Below are 17704 nucleotides of genomic sequence, written 5' to 3'. Positions count from 1 at the left end.
AAGGTATGGCTAAGGCACCTGTTCAGGTTGTTTGGTTCAAACGCGATTTACGTATCCATGATCACGCGCCGCTCGCCACCGCCGCCGTGGCAGGTCCCGTGCTGCCTGTCTTTGCCATCGAACCCGAGCAGTGGCAAACGCCGGACAGCGCACTGCGTCACTGGCAATTTGCCGCTGATTCACTGGTCGACCTTTCTACCGCACTGGCGACACTGGGCCTGCCGCTGTGCCTTTACCAAGGCAGTATTGTTGAACTGCTTGCTGGGTTAAAAGCGCACTATGGAGACCTTGTTCTTCACTCCCACCAAGAAACCGGCAATGACTGGAGCTTTGAACGCGATAAAAGGGTCCATCTCTGGTGTCGTCAACACGGTATTGCCTGGCAGGAATCCCGCCAACACGGCGTCATTCGAGGGCTTACCCGCCGTACCGGACAGCAAACCCGCTGGGAAGCACATTGGGAAACATTAATGACAGCGCCCACGGAACCTGCTCCGCGCAATGCCAGGGTGGCTCAAGGCTGGGAGCAGTTTCACCACCTCGACACCTCGCAGCTTCGCGGACTGACGCTGGGTTTCGATACCACGCCCTGCCCAGAGCGTCAGCCAGGCGGCCGCAACGAAGGGCGTGCGCTATGGCGCAGCTTTGTCACTCAACGCGGGCGGCGCTATCGCGGTTCCCTATCCAAGCCGCTTCTAGCCTGGGAGTTTGGCTCACGGCTTTCGCCCCACTTGGCCTGGGGCACGCTCTCCATGCGTGAAGTGGTCCAGTCGCTGCGCCGCCAGCGGGAAAAACATGCAGAAGATTCACAGTGGTCACGCTCCCTGCGCGCTTTTACCTCGCGGCTTTACTGGCACTGCCACTTTATTCAAAAGCTGGAAAGTGAGCCGAGCATGGAGCACCAGACGCTGCACCCCGCGCTGCGTGGCCTGCGCGAACGCGACCCCGACCACCCCAACCTGACTGCCTGGAAAAACGGCCAAACCGGCGTGCCGCTGGTGGATGCCTGCATGCGCAGCCTGACCGCCACCGGCTGGCTCAACTTTCGCATGCGCGCCATGCTCATCTCCCACGCCACGTTTGGCCTTGGATTACACTGGCACGAGCCCGCCCTGCACCTGGCACGGCTGTTTACCGACTTCGAGCCCGGCATCCACTACCCCCAGGTGCAGATGCAGGCTGGTGCCACGGGCACCAATGCGCTGCGGGTCTACAACCCCATCAAGCAAGCAGAAGATAATGACCCCAGCGGCGCGTTTGTTGCCCGATGGGTGCCCGAATTAACGGCACTGCCGTTAGAGTGGCGCGCCAAGCCCTGGGCACTGCCCGAAAGCCTGCGTCGGCGGTTCGGTTTTCAGCCCGGCGAACACTACCCGCTGCCCCACGACTTTGAAGCCGAGGCGCGCCACTGGAAGAAGATGCTGTATGACCTCAGGCGCACGCCCGAGGCAAGAGAAGACAGCCAGGCCATTGTGGATAAGCTTGCCAGCCAGAGACGACCATTTGCTAAACGCGCTAAAAAAGCAAAACCCGCCAATCGCCAGCAACTCTCGCTGTTTGACGATGGCGGGCTCGATAACGCTTAGCCACTGGTTAGCAATGTCTTAAAACAATGCTGCCTTATAAGCCGCCCACGCAGACGTACTTGAGCTCGGTGAACTCATCCAGCCCATGGTGGGAGCCTTCGCGGCCAAGGCCAGACTCTTTCACACCGCCGAACGGCGCCAGCTCGGTTGAGATAAGTCCCTCATTGACGCCGACCATGCCGTACTCCAACTGCTCCATGGTATGCCAGATGCGGCGATAATCCGTGGCGTAAAAGTATGCGGATAAACCAAAGGGCGTGTCGTTGGCCATCTGGATAGCTTCTTCATCGCGCTGGAAACGGAACACCGGCGCCACCGGGCCAAAGGTCTCTTCATCGGCCACGGCCATTTGGGTGGTCACGTCCGCCAGTACCGTGGGAGTAAAGAAACGCTCGCCGGCGGCGTGAGGCTTGCCACCGCACAACAGGCGCGCGCCATGGCTCAAGGCGTCGTCTACATGGCGCTGAACTTTGTCGACTGCTGCCTGGTTGATCAGCGGGCCGATGACGCTGCCCTCGGTCAGGCCATCGCCGACTTTCAGGGCATTGACACGCTCGGTGAGCTTGCTGACAAACGCCTCATAAATACCGTCCTGCACCAGGAAGCGATTGGTGCACACACAGGTCTGCCCGGTGTTACGGAATTTAGATGCTATCGCGCCATCCACGGCGGCATCGATATCGGCGTCGTCAAAGACGATAAAGGGTGCGTTGCCGCCCAGTTCCATGGCGGTTTTCTTCACTGTGCTGGCACACTGGGCAAGCAGGTGTTTGCCCACCGGGGTAGAGCCGGTAAACGAGACTTTGCGCACCCGTGGATCAGTGGTCAGTACCTCACCCACCGCTGCCGGTTTCGATGCCGTCACCACGTTGATGGTGCCCGTCGGCAAGCCCGCTTCCAGCGCCAGGTACGCTGCCGCCAGGGCGGTGAGCGGTGTGGCTTCAGCGGGCTTGATAACCACGGTGCAGCCCGCGGCCAGGGCCGGGGCGCACTTGCGGGTAATCATCGCCAGCGGGAAGTTCCACGGGGTGATGGCAGCGACCACACCGACCGGCTCGCGCAGCACCAGAAGGCGCTTGTCCGCGCCGTGGCTGGGCAGGGTTTCCCCGGCCATACGCTTGGCTTCTTCGGCGAAGAACTCGATAAAGGAGGCGCCATAGATGACTTCCCCCTTGGCTTCCGCCAGCGGCTTGCCCTGCTCGAGAGTCATCAGACGTGCCAGATCATCGGCGTGCTCATGGATCAGCTCAAACCAGCGGCGCAGCAGTGCCGAGCGCTGTTTCGCTGGTGTCGCGCGCCAGGCAGGCCCTGCATCGTAGGCGGCCGCTACGGCATCACGGGTATCGTCGGCGCCTAAATCGGCCACCTGGGCGATTGTCTCGCCGGTGGCGGGGTTATCCACCAAGAAGGTCTGCTGGCCCTTACGCCATTCGCCGCCCACCAAGGCAGGTACGCCATCATGCAACCACTGTTCGATAAAACTCATATATTGCTCCTGAAAAGCCCTGGTCTTGAAAATATATCTCGACGACTTGGCAAAGGTTTATAGATCCGCTTGCATATGGCGATCGCTATAGTCACGCCCATAGGTACGCAGCGCGTGGATATAAAAGCCGATGCCGAGCAATGCCCAAACGGCAAGGATCGTCCATTCCGCGACGCCCAGCGCCGCCGGGCTACCCGGTAGATAGAGACACGCCATACCGAAGGACAGGATGATCGCCAGCGTGCCGCACAGCTTGCCGTTGCTTACCTTGAAAGGACGGGGCATATCCGGCTCGCGTACGCGCAAGACCATGAAGGACACCGCCACAAACAGGTACGCCAGCACAATCCCCAGCCCACCCGCATTGACGATCCACACAAGCGCAGGGCGGCCGAAAAGAGGCGCCAGGCAGGAAAGAAAGCCCATCAGGAAGATAGCGTTGGTGGGCGTTCTATAGCGGGGGTGCAGCTTGGCGAACGTGGCAGGCAACATGCCCGCATTGGCAAGCGCATAAATGGCCCGCGAGCCACCAATGTAGAAAGCATTCCAACTGGTAATGATACCCGCAATACCGGCTATCACCATCAGGTTACCGGCCCACGAAGCATTAAATAGACGTTCCATGGCATCGGGTACGCTGAGCGAACTGGCGGCGATCGCGTCACTATCCAGGGCCAGGCTGGTGGCCAGAATAATCAGCGAATACCACACCACGGCCAGAATCACCGATACCATCAGCACCTTGCCGATTGCCTTGTACGGCAAATTGATCTCTTCGGCAGCCTGCGGAATGACATCAAAGCCGACAAACAGAAACGGCACCATCACGATGACCGCAATAACCCCGGCCATGACACTGCCTTCAGACTGCGAAAACAGCGGCATCATGTTGGCGGTATTGCCCTCAAACAGCGAGCCGGTGACGAACATTACCCCGACCAACAGAATGACGCCAGTGACAATTTTCTGCAGCAGTGCCGCGGTACTCACGCCGAAGTAGTTGATGATCATCATGGCAATCGAGCCGCCCACGCCCACCGCGACCCAGGTGGCTTTGACTTCCCACCCGGCGATGGTCCAGAGGTGCCCCACTGCGTAATTTGGCGCCAAGTGCTCGACGACCGTCGGCAAGGCCACCGCCTCGAACGCCACCACGCTCAAATAACCCAATATGATAGCCCAGGTACAGAAGAAAGAGGGCCAATGACCTAGCGCCCGGTAGCTATAGACATGCTCGCCACCGACTTTAGGCATGGCCGAGGCCAGCTCCGCATAGGTCAGGCCGACGAGTACAATCGCTAACCCGCCGACAATAAAAGCTAGAATGGCACCGACGCTGCCGGCTGACTGAATCGCGGTACCGGTGAGGACAATCCAGCCCCAACCGATCATGGCACCAAATGCCAGGGCTAATACGTCACCGCGGGCCAGCACCCGGACGAGCTTGGCTTGTTCTGAAGAAGACGTTGTCATAGCACAGAGTCCTGCAAGTTATTGGAGGTTATCATCGGCGCTCTGAGGCGCAGTATCCGAATCCTGTCGAAAACAGTATAGCCGCACGCTAGCAGGCGGCAGACAGAACACGAATGGACCACTTCGGCTTTCGACTAGACCACTACTCTGATGCACAGAATAGGTGCAAACTATATCGGCGACGTTCGTCGCAAGGCTCGGTAATAGCCGCCGTAACGCACAACAGGAGACCTTCGACATGGACCACAAGGAGGCTTTGCACCACTTTGCACATCTGTATGCCCACCAGCCCCAGCAGCTAAGCAAGCAGGTACGCATTGAATTGGCGCTGCGTCAGGCGATCACCCGACAATGGCCCACCGGGCTTCGTCTACCCTCTCACCGTGCCCTGGCAAGCACCGTGGGTGTGGCCCGCCAAACCCTGGCCCAGGCCATCAAGACACTACTCGATGAACAATTGCTGAAAACGGCCCATGGTCAGGGAACCTGGACCAACAAGCCCGTGGCAACGGCGACCCAAGTGCCAACCCGCCTCCACCTTTCCGAGCGTGCCCAGCGCGTGTTGAATGACGCCGGGGCCAGCATGATTCAAAACGGGTCCTTCGTCCCTGGCATCCCCGATATCGCCCAGTTCCCGATGCGCAAGTGGCGTCAACTTTATGCGAGTGTGACGGTGCCGCAGAACGCTCTCCTGCTGTCTTACTCCACTGGCGGCTATGGCCCGCTAAAGCGAGCGATTCGAGACTTTCTGGCACGCTGGCGCAACGTTCACTGCGATACCGAACAAATCATTATCACTGACGGTACCCATAATGGCATTGAGCTATGCGCCATGGCGCTTGCAGACGTAGGGGATACCGTTGCCATTGAATCCCCCTGTTACTGGGGAGCGCGCAATGTGTTCAGCGCCGCGGGGCTTACGATTGAAATGCTGCCGTGGCGGCCTGGCGAGGGCCATCGGCTGCCCAGCACGCTAAATGCTAGCACCCTGGTCTATCTGACCGGTTCTCATCATTACCCGCTCAGCGTACCCACTAACGCTGAGCATAAACGCCACCTCTGCGATGCCTTATCGCCCACCTACGTGATTGAAGACGACTACGAGTTTAACCGCAACGATCACGCCAACCTGCTCTTCGACCCGCGTTCCGAGCACCACTTGCTGGTCGGTTCGTTTTCCAAGATGATGTTTCCTGGGCTGCGCCTGGGCTACCTGGTGGTACCCCGGCATCTGGCCGGGCCGATGAACCGCCTGCGCAGTGAACTTTTTCGCGAAGGCCGTATGCTGGATCAAGCCGTGCTGGCGCAGTTCATGTTTGACGGCGACCTGGATACCTGGTGCCACCGTATTCAACGCGACTACCTAGGCCGCCAGCAGGTGCTGCATGATCAGCTGCGCACCCTGCCACAGGTGCGCAGTGTTTCAATGCCAAGCAGCGCTATCAGTCTGTGCGTCGAGCTTGAGCCGGGCATCAATGATGTACAGATCGCCCAAGCATTATTAAAAGACCATTTGGTAGTGCGCCCCCTGAGCCCGGTATGCGCCAAGCACGACCCAAGGGTTGGCCTGGTGATGGGTGTGGGGATGCTCTCGGGAGAGACATTAGTGCGTGAAGCCCAACGATTGCGTCGCAGTTTAGAAACGTTGTTGCGCTAAGGCTGAAAAACGCGCCTGGTGATTTACCCACAGACTTTCCAACACTTACCCACAACCCGTTATCGACAATAATTTATTCACAAGGACGCTTTCATGCTTCGCCCTGTTGATGGTTTTCGCATAAATACATCGGCGCTACCAACGCTCCGCCTCTGGGTAGCACTCGCCTTGGTGCTGTTGCTCTCGGGCTGCGCCACCTTCGCGCCCAACCCGCCTCAGGATCAAAGCAATATCTGCGAAATTTTCCGCGAGCAGCCAACCTGGTACGACTACGCTCAGGAATCCCAGGAGCGGTGGGGGACGCCCATTGCCACGCAGATGTCGTTTATCCAGCAGGAGTCGTCATTTCGCAGCCATGTCCGTCCGGACCGCAAATACTACCTGGGCTTTATCCCAGGCCCGCGACCCTCCTCCGCCAAGGGTTACGCCCAGGCACAAGACCCGGTTTGGGGCGAATACGAGGATCAGGCCGGTAGCCTGTTTGCTCGCCGCACACACATGAAGCACGCCACCGACTTTATCGGCTGGTACAACCAGCGCACCCTGGAACAAACCGGTATTTCACTGAGCAATCCCGAACATCTTTATCTGGCCTATCACGAAGGCGCGGGCGGCTACCAACGCGGCAGCTACCGGGGCAAACCCGCCGTACAGAGAGCGGCAAGGCAGGTGGCCACGCGGGCCAGCCGCTACCAGTCGCAACTCAACAGCTGCGAGGCGGAATTCCAGTGCCGCAAGTTTTATCAGGTGTGGCCGTTCTGCCGCACAGATTAGCGGGTGCATTCCGGTGGTTGGCTCCTATACTGACCCTACCTGATACCGGAGGTCGCCATGGATTATCATCACTACCGCGAAGCCCTTGCCGAGACACTCGCCGAGAGTGAACTGCCCTTTGCACACGTCGAATATCAGGCGCGTCTGGACAAGGTGCGCCATGCGATGGCGAGCCGCGGGGTCGATGCGTTACTACTTACCGACCCCGCCGATATCAATTACCTGACCGGCTACCACACCTTTGAAGTCTCGGTGCATGCGTGTCTGGTGTGCACGCCAGAGCGCCTGGTGCTTCAAGTCGCCTCGATTGAAACCGGCGCAGCGGTTGTCACCGCACGGGTGGACGAGATCATTGGCTATCGCTGGGAAAACGCGGATGAAATTCTCACGCCCCTGGCCGACCTGCTTGCCAACTGCCAGCGCATCGGTATCGATGGCTGGAGCAGTGGGCTGCGCGTGGGCGTCATGCACGCCCTCGCCGAGGCGGTGGGCAAAGAACGTTTCTGTGAGGCGGGCGACCTGCTGGATGCGATCCGGATTGTGAAAAGCTCCGCCGAGCTCGACATGCTGCAGGAAAGTGCCCGCATCACCGCCGCCGGCTTGGAGGCCGCCATGCAGGTCATTCGCCCCGGCATGACCGACAACGACATTGCTGCCGTTGGCGCCAAAGCGCTGCTGGAGAACGGCAGCGAGTTTATGAGCCTGCAGCCGATTGTGACCAGTGGACACCGTATCGGCGTGATTCACGTCAATCACAAACGGCGCATTATTCAGCCTGATGAACCCGTCTTTCTGGAGTTCGGCGCCGCCTATCAGCGCTATACCGCCCCCATGATGCGCACGGCGGTCACCGGCACACCCAGTTTCGCGCTTTCCGCCACCCGTGACCTGTGCCGTTCGATGTTTGAGGCCTTGTGCGCCGCTATGCGCCCTGGCAACACCTTTGACGATGCCGCCCAGGCTGCCGATGCGCTGCTGGCACCCCAGCGCGACCAGCTGTTTTTCTCCGGCGTGTTTGGTTATGCCGTGGGCGCGCAGTTTCCGCCAAGCTGGGTGGAAGGCACGGGCTATATCGCCCAGGGGCAAAGGCGTCAGTTTGAGGCCAACATGGTCTTTCACCTGCCGCTTTGCCTGCGAGTGCCGGGGCAATGGGGCGTCGGGCTGAGCGATACGGTGGTCGTCACCGAGCAGGGCGCCAAGCCACTGACCACTAACGACTGGCAGCTTTACCAGGCGGCGAATTCAGCCTGAAAGCGGCCCCTTATAGCCGCTGCATTGACAGGCTGATTGACTAGCGCTATCGTCATCCTTAAATGAGAACTACTATTTTTCGCATTTAACCATTGGCGACAGTGTTAGGTTATTACCATGAACAGCGAGCAGCGGCAGCTTCGCCACACCATCATGTTCCTGCGCACCTCGTTTGAAGCCGTCCAGCACTCCATTGCCGGACGCCTGGACGACCCGCTCCCCTGCTGGCTGGATACCGGCATGCTCTCGATGCTATCCCGCGAGCTCACCCACTGCTGCCAACAGGCAAAACCGTTGTTTGCCCCCGCCGTTACCGAACAACTATATATCGCCTCGCAGCAGTGCGAGCTGCTGCTAAGACAGTGCCCCGGGGTTCTCAGCAGCGCCGTCTGCCACCGCCAGCTAACCGCTATCATGCTGCCACTCTCCAGCGCGCTACAGCAGATTGATACGCCCGCCAAACGCCGCTGGCCCTGGCAGCGGGGATAAACATTACACATCATCATTCATCTATAGGCACTGCCTCCTGACCATCAGTGGACAGGTAGCCGTTGTGCTTGCGTATTGTCGTTTTCTTGACCGCTGAATTTATCATGATAAATTGAATATAAGGTGCCACCTACGAGCACCACGCTGCGACACACAATACGCAAGGGGTCTCTCATGACAGAACACAACACGGCGGCGGCAGCCCGTCCGCAAAAAAAGTGGTACCAAACGGTTCCGGACCCGATGGTGCTGATCTTCATGATACTGGTCGCGACCTATCTGCTGACCTTCATCATCCCGCCCGGTGAGTTTGAGCGAACGACCCAGGACGGACGTACCGTCGTCATCGCAGACTCGTTCAAGTACTTAAACGACGTGGCCGCCATGTCGCCCTTCAATATTTTTGTGGCGATACCAGAAGGCCTTATTTCCGCCTCGCAATACCTATTTATTGTCTTTATCGCCGGCGGTCTGTTTCACATCCTGCAGAAAACCGGCGCACTCGAAAACGCCATTGGCGTCGCGGTTCACCGCGTCGGGATCGAACGCCGTAACATGATCATTACCGTTGGCACCTTCATTTACGGTTTTTTTGGTGTTGCGGTGGGGTTTGAGAATAATATCGCCCTGGTCCCCATTGCTGTGCTCATTGCCAGCGCGATTGGGTGCTCGAGCCTGGTAGGTACCACAATGGCGGTGGGCGGCATCGGTATCGGTTTCGCGCTGTCGCCGATCAATCCCTACACCGTTGGCGTGGCGCAGGGTATTGCCGAGTTACCCACGTTTTCGGGCGCCTGGCTGCGCACCTTGATGGTGGTTTCATCACTCGCTCTACTGTCGCTGTATATCTGCAAGCGCGTCGTCAAGATGGACTTTGAAGAGCCGGATAACGCCGAAGCATTAAGCAAGCCCCTAAGCGAGTACCACCTGACCAAGCGCAACATCTTGACCATTGCCGTCTTTGTGGCCGGCCTGATTGGCATGTTGATCGGCGTCTTTACCCGCGGCTGGTATATCAACGAGATCGCCGCCACTTTCCTGTTACTGGCGATCATTATCGGGGCGCTCAACGGCCTTTCGGCCAATGGCATTGTCAAACAGATGATGGAAGGGGCAGCAGGTGTCACCGCTGGCGCGCTGGTGATCGGGGTCGCGGCTTCTATTCAGGTCATTCTGGAGCAGGCGGTGATTATCGATACCATCGTCAACTCGCTGAGCACCTTGATCGACAACATTCCCCCACTGTTTTCAGCGATAGGTGCCAGTGTGGTCCAAGGCGTTATCAATCTCTTCGTACCCTCGGGTTCAGGTCAAGCGTTGGTCACCATGCCGATTCTGATTCCTGTGGCCGACCTGGTGGGCATGAGCCGTCAGTTAATGATCACTGCCTTCCAGGTTGGCGACGGCTTGACCAACCTAATTGTGCCTACCTCAGGCGGTACCCTGGCAATGCTGGCTCTTGGCCGCGTTTCCTATGCGCAGTGGTTAAAAGCCATTCTGCCCTTTATGGTCGTTGTCTATTTACTATCCTGGGTAGGCTTGATCATTGGCCACTATGCCGGCTATTGATAAGTAATCTTATGACGCTGTCACTGGTTCACGTTCAACCTGACACAGGCACCGTGGCGACGCTCACTGCAACGGGTAGTGTAGCGGTGGGCGGCTATGTGCATCATTGCTGGCGCGGCCTTGGGGCGTGCGTCACCCAGGGGCGTTATACCAATCCCTGGTACCCCGCAACGATTCACGAGGCACTCCGTAACGGCGCTTCGGCGTCCCAGGCTTTGCATGCCGCCACCCGTCGCGACGCCCATCCTGAGCTGCGCCAGTGTTTAGTGATGGGCAGCGATGGGCGAGCCGATGTGCATACCGGCGCTGCTAACCTTCCCGGCATAGCGGCTAGCCTCTACCCCGGCATTGCCGCCATAGGGAATATGCTGCATAGCGCTGAGGTTGTAGAGGTATTGGCTCAGCGTTTCATCAAAGTGAGCACACTCAACAGCCAGGCTGTCCTTCAAAACGGAGCGGCCCCTCAGTTTCCCGCCGATCACGCGCAACAACTGCTCGGCCATTTACTCACCGCACTGGAGGCCGCACTCGATGAGGGCGGCGACGCGCGTGGTACACGCTCGGCCGCGCTACGTATCGAGTCCTTTTTTCACGCGCCCATAGACCTCAGGGTCGACTGGTCCGACGACGTCATTGCGTCACTAAGAGCACTTGAAGCGCGTTTCAGAGCGGACGACTTTCAAGCGTTTTGGCAACAGCTGCCGCTGCGCTAATGGCGTTTCGATGGAGTTTCTATGTCTCAACAACACTCACACGCAGCCTTCGCGGAAGGAAAGATAGGGCAGTATCTATTGAGCGGTCTGGATGAAGCCGCCCAGCATTCTCAACCCGGTGCCGGCGTCACGCGCCTGTTTTGCTCGCCCGAACATCGCCAGGTGCTACCGCTCATCGAGCAGTGGATGACCCGCGCAGGACTCACCCCCGAACGGGATGCAGCGGGAAATCTGGTCGGCCGCTGCTCTAAAGCCCTGTCCGGCGAGCCGACCTTGATCATGGGATCTCATCAGGACTCAGTCGTTGAAGGGGGCAAGTATGATGGCATGCTGGGCATCGCGGTGCCTCTTGTCGCGCTAGAAGCACTTCGCCATGCAGGCGTCACGCTGCCTTATGGGGTGGAAGTAGTGGCCTTTGGCGATGAGGAAGGCGTGCGTTTTCCCACCACGCTCGTCGGCAGCCGTGCGCTCGCCGGCACCATTGACCCGCAGCAACTCGAGGCACGCGACAAACAGGGGATTTCTTTAAAGGAAGCGCTGCGCAGCTTCGGCGTAGACCCCGATGGCATTCCTGCCCTGGCCCGTGACCCTGCCAATACACTGGGCTTTGTGGAAGTGCATATCGAACAAGGCCCTCGACTGGAGCAACGCGATCATGCCGTCGGCGTTGTCACCTCGCTCACGGGCATCGAGAGGCACCGAGTGACGGTAAGCGGCAAGGCGGGACATGCGGGCACGACCCCCATGCCGGGTCGTCACGACGCCCTGGTTGGGGCATCCGAAATGGTGCTGGCCGTGGACAGAGTTCTCCAAACAACGCAGGACCTGGTCGGCGTCATCGGGCAACTGGATGTTCACCCCAACGCAGTGAATGTGATCCCCGCTTCGGTCACCTTTACGGTCGAGCTTCGTTCCCCGCAGTCGGAAACCAGGCAACAGGGCCATGAGACGATTAAGGCCACCCTGCACGAAGTGGCTGAACGCCGGGGACTGACTCTTTCAATGGACAACACCTATAGCGCCGATGGCGCCCACTGCGCCGAATGGATCATGCGTGGCCTGGAGCAAGCCTGCGCGAGCGTGGAGCAGCCCACCGAGCGGATGTTCAGCGGCGCAGGGCATGATGGCCTGGCCATGCAGGATGTCACTGATATCGGCATGCTCTTTGTGCGCTGTAAAGATGGCTTGAGCCACCATCCCGAGGAAAGTATTTCAGCCGATGATGGAGAGGCGGCGGTGCGCGTCATGATGGCATTTCTGCAGCAACTGGATACCTCTCAATGCCGCTAGGCCAATAGTTCCGGCAGGAAAGCGCGCCTGACCTGGGCTTCCTGATGGTTCATGACCCGCTGGGCGTCCAGCATGTGCTCGCGCATTATGCGAAAGGCGCTGTCGGCGTCTCCCAGCTCAATCGCATCCAATATTTCGGCGTGATACCGACAGCCCGTCTGACCAAGGTCGTGGGTAACGGGCTCGTAAAGGCGATGATAAATCGTCAGGTCGGACAGTATTTGAATGGTAAAGCGAATGATAAAAGTGAGCAGCTGATTGCTGCCTGCCAGCTCGGCGAGCATCAAATGAAAATTCAGCGAGTCGAGGTGCTGCTGCCGTTCGGTTTCACTGTCTTCACATGGTGTGGCATAGCTGTGCAGGCTCTCGCGCAAGCGCGCCATATCTTCCTCGCTGACTTTGCCGGCTAACGAAGCGGCCAACTCAGGCTCCAGTGCCAGGCGGATCTGATAAATATCCTGAATAGAAATATCCTTGAAGAACAGATAATTGCTTAATAGAGACACCGCTTTTTCATCGCTCATTGCCTTCACGAAGGCACCACCACCCGGGCCGGTACGCGTCTCTACCAACCCCTGAGCTTCCAATACCCGAGTACTTTCGCGCACCGTCCCTTTCGATACGTTAAGTGTTTCAATGAGTTCTGCCTCGCTGGGAAGCCGATCCCCTGGTTTCAGATGGCGATCCACGATCCAGCATTTGATCGTTTCGGCCACTTGATAGGGACGCCGTGGTGATGCTTTTTTTACCATGTTATCGATCACTGCCTGTCTATGAAGAGGGTTAGGGTAACAGAGCCAGCGCCCAATGAGAGCAAGACGTTTCGCCAGCGTTGGACGTCTGAAACGCGAAGGGAATATAGAGTTGGCATTAGCTAGTAAACTGGTCTATTCTGTTCGCCACTACTCAATTACAGAGTTCAAAAGGAGTTTGTTTAATGGCTTACGAATCGCTTCTCGCTGCAACGCAGCTTGGCAGCCTGTCGGTCCCCAATCGGGTGATCATGGCGCCACTGACACGTGCGCGCACCCCAGACAGCGTGCCGGGCAAGATTCAGGAGGCTTATTACGGCCAGCGCGCCGGGGCCGGGCTGATTATCAGCGAAGCGACCAATATCTCGCCTACGGCACGCGGCTATGTGTATACCCCCGGCATCTGGACCGACGAGCAGGAAGCCGGCTGGAAAAGCGTGGTCAACGCGGTACATGCTAAAGGTGGCCGGATGGCGCTACAGCTTTGGCACGTTGGGCGGGTTTCCCATGAAATGGTTCAACCCAATGGTCAGCAGCCGGTTGCGCCCAGTGCGCTGAAAGGCGAAGGCGCCCAGTGTTTCGTTGAATTTGAAGACGGTACTGCCGGTCAGCACCCCACCAGCACGCCCCGCGCGCTGGAAACCGACGAGATCTCCGGCATCGTGGACGACTATCGCCAGGCGGCCGAGCGCGCCAAGCGGGCTGGCTTTGACATGGTCGAAGTCCACGCGGCCAACGCCTACCTGCTCAACCAGTTCCTCGCCACCGGCACTAACCAGCGCACTGACCAGTACGGCGGCTCGCTGGAAAATCGGGCGCGCTTTCCGCTGGAAGTGGTCGACGCCGTGATCGACGTTTACGGTGCCGACCGGGTGGGCATTCGCATGACGCCGTTTATCGAGCTATTCGGTCTGACGGACGATGAGCCCGAAGCCATGGCGTTCTACATGGCCGATCAGCTTTCCAAGCGCGGCCTGGCTTACCTGCACCTGAACGAGCCCAACTGGGCCGGCGGCGACATTCAGTTCCCTGCTGGCTTCCGCGAGCAGATGCGTGAGCGCTTCAGCGGTAGCCTGATTTACTGCGGCAACTACGATGCCGCGCATGCAGAAGCACGTATCGGCGACAACACTGCCGATGCCGTGGCCTTTGGCCGTCCTTACATTGCCAATCCGGATCTGCCCGAGCGCTTCCGTATGAACGCCCCGCTCACCGAGCCCAATCATGAAACCTTCTACGGCGGCGACGAAAAAGGCTATACCGACTACCCGTTCATGAATAATGGTTACGACCGCATGGAGTAAGTGGCGACCTTCAAAAAGTCGCTTAATAATGAAAAGCATCACTTCGGTGGTGCTTTTTTTGGGTCTGATGGTGGCAAAACGCTGCTAGGCTGTTGATTCTTACGTTTGAAACACAGGTGATGAATGCTCCATTCGCTATTCGTTTTACTGATATCGCTGGCTCTGGTGGGCATTGCCGCCAGCACCGGGGCACGGTTCAGGCCCGATAGCTGGTACCGCGAGCTCAACAAACCCGACTGGACACCGCCGGATATCGCGTTTCCCATTGCCTGGGGCATTCTTTACCTTTTGATGGCGATTGCCGCGTGGCGCATCTATATGGCTGACGACTCGGCCTGGCGCACCGCTGGCTTGACCATTTATGCCCTCCAACTGGTGGCAAATGCCGCCTGGTCGTGGCTGTTTTTTGGCCGGAAGCAAATAGCCGCCGCACTTGGCGATATCGCACTACTACTGATGCTGATCATGCTCGCCATCATTGTTTTTGCTAAGGTAAGCGCATTAGCAGCGTGGTTAATGGTGCCCTACGCCCTTTGGGTAGCCTTGGCACTTGCCCTCAATGCGACTATCTGGCGACGCAATTAACCCGCGATTGGCGCGCAAAAAAGGATAAAAACTATGGAGACAACACCGTTAGTCACCTTATTGGCAATCGGCTCTATCGTATTAGCGTTAACGGCCCTGGCGCTGTTCATTTATGTGATGCGGCAGCGTCGTCAACCGCCGATGGACACCGCCACCATGGAGCGCGCCACGCATGCACCCTCCTCGTCGACACCGCCTGAGGAAGCATCCTCGTCGGCACCCGCAAAGCAGTCCGGCAAAGTGGCTCAGCATTCCCTGTTCGTGATTTTTTCGCACCCGGATGAAAATACCGACCAGCGCCTTGCCGATTGGCTGAGGGATAAAGATGCCACCTTCGACCCGATCAAGAAGGTCTTCCATATTGCCGGCGAGCAACCCTCGAACCCGATCACCATCGCCAATGCGTTTCCGCCCGGGGAAATGCCCGACCTGCTACGCAATGAAACGCACGAGCCGATCAAGGGCATCAGCCTGTTGGTGAAGCCACCGCTGCGCAAGCGTCGCAATCAGCAGATGCACGTCTATGTAGCGCTTGCCAAAGAAATGCAGACGCTGTTTACCGGCGATATGCTCGATGGCGACCGTGAACCCGCCACCGACACCACCTTCGAGCGCATTATTGGCTAGCGCCTGGCGAATCAGGCCACGCCCTGGCTGCGCAGGTAGTCGTCGTAGCTGCCGCTGAAGTCGACGATGCCGTCCGGCTGCATATCGATAATACGCGTGGCCAGCGACGACACGAACTCGCGGTCGTGGCTGACAAAAAGCAGGGTCCCCGGGTAGTTTTCCAGCGCCAGGTTCAGCGCCTCGATGGACTCCATGTCCAGGTGGTTGGTGGGCTCGTCCATCAGCAGCACATTGGGCTGAGTGAGGATTAACTTACCGAACAGCATTCGCCCTTGCTCGCCGCCGGAAATCACCTTGACCGATTTATCGATGTCATCACTGGAAAACAGCATCCGCCCCAGCGCACCGCGCACCACCTGCTCACCGCCCTGTGTCCACTGACCCATCCATTCAAACAAGGTGGCATCAACAGCAAAATCGTCGGTATGGTCCTGAGCGAATACGCCAAGCTCGGCGGCTTCTGTCCACTTCACTTCGCCAGCATCCGGGTGCAGCTCGCCGCCCAGGGTTTTCAGCAGGGTCGTTTTTCCAATGCCGTTGGGCCCGATAATCGCGATCCGCTCACCGGCTTCGACGGTCATCGACAACCGCTCAAACAGCGCCTTCTCACCGTTATAGCCTTTGCTGATGTTGTCCACATTCACCGCGTTACGGTGGATCTTCTTATTCTGGTCAAAGCGGATAAACGGGCTCACCCGGCTCGACGGCTTGATATCTTCCAGCTTGATTTTATCGATCTGGCGCGCCCGCGAGGTGGCCTGCTTGGCTTTCGAGGCGTTGGCCGAGAAGCGGCTGACAAACTGTTGCAGCTCGGCAATCTGGGCCTTTTTCTTGGCGTTGTCCGAGTGCTGACGCTCGCGTGCGGCGGTAGCGGCGGTCATGTAGTCGTCGTAGTTACCGGGGAACAGGGTAATCTCGCCGTAATCCAGGTCCGCCATATGGGTGCACACGCTATTCAGGAAGTGGCGGTCGTGGGAAATGATCACCATGGTGCTGTTGCGCGCCTTGAGCATGTCCTCCAGCCAACGGATGGTATTGATATCCAGATGGTTGGTGGGCTCGTCGAGGAGCAGGACATCCGGGTCCGAAAACAGTGCCTGAGCCAGCAGCACGCGCAGTTTCCAACCGGGTGACACCTCACTCATCGGGCCGGTGTGCTGTTCGATGGGAATGCCCAGTCCAAGGAGCAGCTCGCCTGCACGGGCTTCGGCAGTGTAGCCATCCAGTTCGGCAAAGCGCACTTCCAGATCCGCCACCGCCATGCCGTCCTCTTCGCTCATTTCCGCCAGGGAATAGATCCGCTCGCGCTCGGCGGTGACCGACCAAAGCTCGTCGTTGCCCATGATCACGGTATCGATGACACGCTCGTTTTCAAACGCAAACTGGTCCTGGCGCAGCTTACCCAGCCGCGTGCTGCTATCCAGCATCACCTGGCCGGATGTCGGCTCAAGCTCGCCACCCAGAATCTTCATGAACGTGGATTTGCCGCAGCCATTGGCGCCAATCAGGCCGTAGCGATTGCCGTTGTTGAACTTGACGGAGACGTTTTCAAACAGGGGCTTGGCCCCGAACTGCATGGTGATATTAGCGGTTGCGATCAAGATCTGGGCCCTGAGTATGTAGAGTGCGCATCGAAAGGCCCGCGATTCTACGCGCTCTTGAGCCCTGTTACACCCATCGCCTAGTGAGCCGCGTTGTTGGGAGCTGGCAACGCCAGCAGAAAACGTTGGCCATCAAGCGCTTGGCGCAGGCGTGTGTGCAGGATATCGACAATGCCTGGATGCTCACCTACCAGCTTGGTGGGGACGACACTCAGCCCTGGGTGGCGCTGTTCAGCGGCCGCGCAAATCTCGGCAATATCGCCGCCTTCCCCTGCGTGGCGACCGGGTGACAGAAACAGCATCGCCAAGATCACGGGTCCGGCGTGAAATTCGGACCTATCCAGCAGATTTTCCAGCAGCGGCTCGTTGAAGCGGTACTCATCGCCCTCGCGGCGCTCCATGGAGGCGGCGACGACGCTGGCAGCGTCATCGCCCAGCAGCACACTCAGCTGGCCTGCCAGGCGATTGCGCACAGCGGTAACGTCGGGGATCGGGCTGCCATGATCCACCAGCGCGACCCTCGGCGTTTGGCCTGTTGCGTATTGCT

Annotated in this window: 16 protein-coding genes; 11 read left to right on the top strand and 5 right to left on the bottom strand. The window is 58.6% G+C overall.

Annotated elements, in window-relative coordinates; all coding sequences use genetic code 11:
• The first annotated feature begins 5 nt into the window (after positions 1-5).
• Entirely contained in the window at positions 6-1586 is a 1581-nt protein-coding gene (locus B7L15_RS14875; RefSeq protein ID WP_085919727.1) for a cryptochrome/deoxyribodipyrimidine photo-lyase family protein, read from the top strand.
• 34 nt (positions 1587-1620) lie between these two features.
• Here B7L15_RS14875 and B7L15_RS14870 read toward each other — a convergent pair whose 3' ends face one another.
• Both B7L15_RS14870 and B7L15_RS14865 read right to left on the bottom strand, forming a co-directional pair.
• On the bottom strand, positions 1621-3072 hold the full coding sequence (locus B7L15_RS14870; RefSeq protein ID WP_085919726.1) for an NAD-dependent succinate-semialdehyde dehydrogenase: 1452 nt from the start codon (positions 3070-3072) through the stop codon (positions 1621-1623).
• 57 nt (positions 3073-3129) lie between these two features.
• The gene (locus B7L15_RS14865) at positions 3130-4545 is read right to left on the bottom strand and encodes an APC family permease (RefSeq protein ID WP_085919725.1); all 1416 of its coding nucleotides are present in this window, start codon (positions 4543-4545) and stop codon (positions 3130-3132) included.
• Between the two features lie 238 nt (positions 4546-4783).
• Here B7L15_RS14865 and B7L15_RS14860 point away from each other — a divergent pair, with 238 nt between their 5' ends.
• The 7 genes from B7L15_RS14860 (at position 4784) to B7L15_RS14830 (ending at position 12288) form a co-directional block, all read left to right on the top strand.
• Positions 4784-6202, top strand: coding sequence for an aminotransferase-like domain-containing protein (locus B7L15_RS14860; RefSeq protein ID WP_085919724.1), 1419 nt, complete (start codon positions 4784-4786; stop codon positions 6200-6202).
• Between the two features lie 93 nt (positions 6203-6295).
• Complete coding sequence (locus tag B7L15_RS14855; protein WP_085919723.1) at positions 6296-6976, top strand: transglycosylase SLT domain-containing protein; 681 nt, start codon at positions 6296-6298, stop codon at positions 6974-6976.
• Between the two features lie 57 nt (positions 6977-7033).
• Positions 7034-8227 carry a M24 family metallopeptidase gene (locus tag B7L15_RS14850; RefSeq protein WP_085919722.1) on the top strand — a complete coding sequence of 398 codons (1194 nt, stop codon included), beginning with the start codon at positions 7034-7036 and terminating at the stop codon, positions 8225-8227.
• Between the two features lie 117 nt (positions 8228-8344).
• Positions 8345-8716, top strand: a complete 372-nt coding sequence (locus B7L15_RS14845) for a hypothetical protein (RefSeq protein WP_085919721.1) — start codon at positions 8345-8347, stop codon at positions 8714-8716.
• A 174-nt stretch (positions 8717-8890) separates the two neighbouring features.
• A complete protein-coding gene (locus tag B7L15_RS14840; RefSeq protein ID WP_085919720.1) occupies positions 8891-10285 on the top strand; it encodes a YfcC family protein in 1395 nt (464 codons plus the stop codon).
• 11 nt (positions 10286-10296) lie between these two features.
• Entirely contained in the window at positions 10297-10998 is a 702-nt protein-coding gene (locus tag B7L15_RS14835) for a DUF1028 domain-containing protein (RefSeq protein ID WP_085919719.1), read from the top strand.
• A gap of 21 nt (positions 10999-11019) precedes the next feature.
• Complete coding sequence (locus B7L15_RS14830; RefSeq protein ID WP_085919718.1) at positions 11020-12288, top strand: M20 family metallo-hydrolase; 1269 nt, start codon at positions 11020-11022, stop codon at positions 12286-12288.
• Here B7L15_RS14830 and B7L15_RS14825 read toward each other — a convergent pair.
• On the bottom strand, positions 12285-13040 hold the full coding sequence (locus B7L15_RS14825; protein ID WP_085919717.1) for a FadR/GntR family transcriptional regulator: 756 nt from the start codon (positions 13038-13040) through the stop codon (positions 12285-12287). The two genes, B7L15_RS14830 and B7L15_RS14825, sit on opposite strands and share 4 nt — an antisense overlap.
• Positions 13041-13225: 185 nt before the next feature.
• Between B7L15_RS14825 and B7L15_RS14820 the strand changes: the two genes are divergently transcribed.
• The 3 genes from B7L15_RS14820 (at position 13226) to B7L15_RS14810 (ending at position 15556) form a co-directional block, all read left to right on the top strand.
• A complete protein-coding gene (locus tag B7L15_RS14820; RefSeq protein WP_085919716.1) occupies positions 13226-14344 on the top strand; it encodes an alkene reductase in 1119 nt (372 codons plus the stop codon).
• A gap of 123 nt (positions 14345-14467) precedes the next feature.
• Positions 14468-14929 carry a TspO/MBR family protein gene (locus tag B7L15_RS14815; protein WP_085919715.1) on the top strand — a complete coding sequence of 154 codons (462 nt, stop codon included), beginning with the start codon at positions 14468-14470 and terminating at the stop codon, positions 14927-14929.
• Positions 14930-14962: 33 nt separating this feature from the next.
• The gene (locus B7L15_RS14810) at positions 14963-15556 is read left to right on the top strand and encodes a cell division protein ZipA C-terminal FtsZ-binding domain-containing protein (protein ID WP_085919714.1); all 594 of its coding nucleotides are present in this window, start codon (positions 14963-14965) and stop codon (positions 15554-15556) included.
• An 11-nt stretch (positions 15557-15567) separates the two neighbouring features.
• Here B7L15_RS14810 and B7L15_RS14805 read toward each other — a convergent pair whose 3' ends face one another.
• Positions 15568-17157, bottom strand: a complete 1590-nt coding sequence (locus tag B7L15_RS14805) for an ABC-F family ATPase (protein ID WP_085919713.1) — start codon at positions 17155-17157, stop codon at positions 15568-15570.
• An 80-nt stretch (positions 17158-17237) separates the two neighbouring features.
• The coding region (locus B7L15_RS14800; RefSeq protein WP_176243703.1) for a sirohydrochlorin chelatase at positions 17238-17704 on the bottom strand (467 nt) is incomplete at its 5' end.

Origin of the sequence: Halomonas sp. CSM-2 (assembly GCF_002119345.1) — a bacterium.
Lineage (GTDB): Bacteria > Pseudomonadota > Gammaproteobacteria > Pseudomonadales > Halomonadaceae > Vreelandella > Vreelandella janggokensis.
Note: the sequence above shows the minus strand (reverse complement) of the source record. Positions and strands in the feature narration are given on the sequence as shown.

Coding starts and splice junctions, on each gene's coding strand:
- B7L15_RS14875 (WP_085919727.1), top strand. CDS start 6: ATGGCTAAGGCACCTGTTCAGGTTGTTTGGTTCAAACGCGATTTACGT.
- B7L15_RS14870 (WP_085919726.1), bottom strand. CDS start 3,072: ATGAGTTTTATCGAACAGTGGTTGCATGATGGCGTACCTGCCTTGGTG.
- B7L15_RS14865 (WP_085919725.1), bottom strand. CDS start 4,545: ATGACAACGTCTTCTTCAGAACAAGCCAAGCTCGTCCGGGTGCTGGCC.
- B7L15_RS14860 (WP_085919724.1), top strand. CDS start 4,784: ATGGACCACAAGGAGGCTTTGCACCACTTTGCACATCTGTATGCCCAC.
- B7L15_RS14855 (WP_085919723.1), top strand. CDS start 6,296: ATGCTTCGCCCTGTTGATGGTTTTCGCATAAATACATCGGCGCTACCA.
- B7L15_RS14850 (WP_085919722.1), top strand. CDS start 7,034: ATGGATTATCATCACTACCGCGAAGCCCTTGCCGAGACACTCGCCGAG.
- B7L15_RS14845 (WP_085919721.1), top strand. CDS start 8,345: ATGAACAGCGAGCAGCGGCAGCTTCGCCACACCATCATGTTCCTGCGC.
- B7L15_RS14840 (WP_085919720.1), top strand. CDS start 8,891: ATGACAGAACACAACACGGCGGCGGCAGCCCGTCCGCAAAAAAAGTGG.
- B7L15_RS14835 (WP_085919719.1), top strand. CDS start 10,297: ATGACGCTGTCACTGGTTCACGTTCAACCTGACACAGGCACCGTGGCG.
- B7L15_RS14830 (WP_085919718.1), top strand. CDS start 11,020: ATGTCTCAACAACACTCACACGCAGCCTTCGCGGAAGGAAAGATAGGG.
- B7L15_RS14825 (WP_085919717.1), bottom strand. CDS start 13,040: ATGGTAAAAAAAGCATCACCACGGCGTCCCTATCAAGTGGCCGAAACG.
- B7L15_RS14820 (WP_085919716.1), top strand. CDS start 13,226: ATGGCTTACGAATCGCTTCTCGCTGCAACGCAGCTTGGCAGCCTGTCG.
- B7L15_RS14815 (WP_085919715.1), top strand. CDS start 14,468: ATGCTCCATTCGCTATTCGTTTTACTGATATCGCTGGCTCTGGTGGGC.
- B7L15_RS14810 (WP_085919714.1), top strand. CDS start 14,963: ATGGAGACAACACCGTTAGTCACCTTATTGGCAATCGGCTCTATCGTA.